Annotated in this window: 1 protein-coding gene; it reads right to left on the minus strand. The window is 69.4% G+C overall.

Annotated elements, in window-relative coordinates; genetic code table 11:
* The coding region (locus EN846_RS33610; protein WP_189587191.1) for an MBL fold metallo-hydrolase at positions 1-461 on the minus strand (461 nt) is incomplete at both ends.

Here is a 461-nt window from a genome sequence, read left to right on the forward strand (position 1 = left end):
GGCCCGGGGTGGCGGTCAGGCGCAGGCCATTGGCCTCGGTGGATTGCCACCAGTCCAGCTGTTCGACCTTGCCGGCGTCCACACCCCAGGCGATCAGCTGGTCACCCACGCCGAGCGGGGCGATGAAGCGCGCGGTCTTGCGAGCCAGCTGCATCACTGCGGCGTGGTCGAGGTGGTCGTAGTGGTTGTGCGAAAGGATGACGCCGGCGATCGGCGGCAGTGCATCGATGCTGATCGGCGGCGCATGGAAGCGCGCAGGGCCCATCCACTGCACCGGCGAGGCGCGCTCGGAGAAGACCGGGTCGGTCAGCCAGTACTGGCCGCGCAGCTTCAGCAGGATCGCGGAGTGCCCAAGCCGGAACAGGCTGCGGTCCGGCGCGGCGTCCAGCGTGGCCCGGTCCAGCGGCTTCACCGGAATCGGGTGGGCCGGCACGGTGCCCTTGGGTTTGTTGAACAGGAAC

Source organism: Mesorhizobium sp. M4B.F.Ca.ET.203.01.1.1 (assembly GCF_004791025.1).
In the GTDB taxonomy this organism is placed as follows: Bacteria; Pseudomonadota; Alphaproteobacteria; order Rhizobiales; family Rhizobiaceae; genus Mesorhizobium; species Mesorhizobium abyssinicae.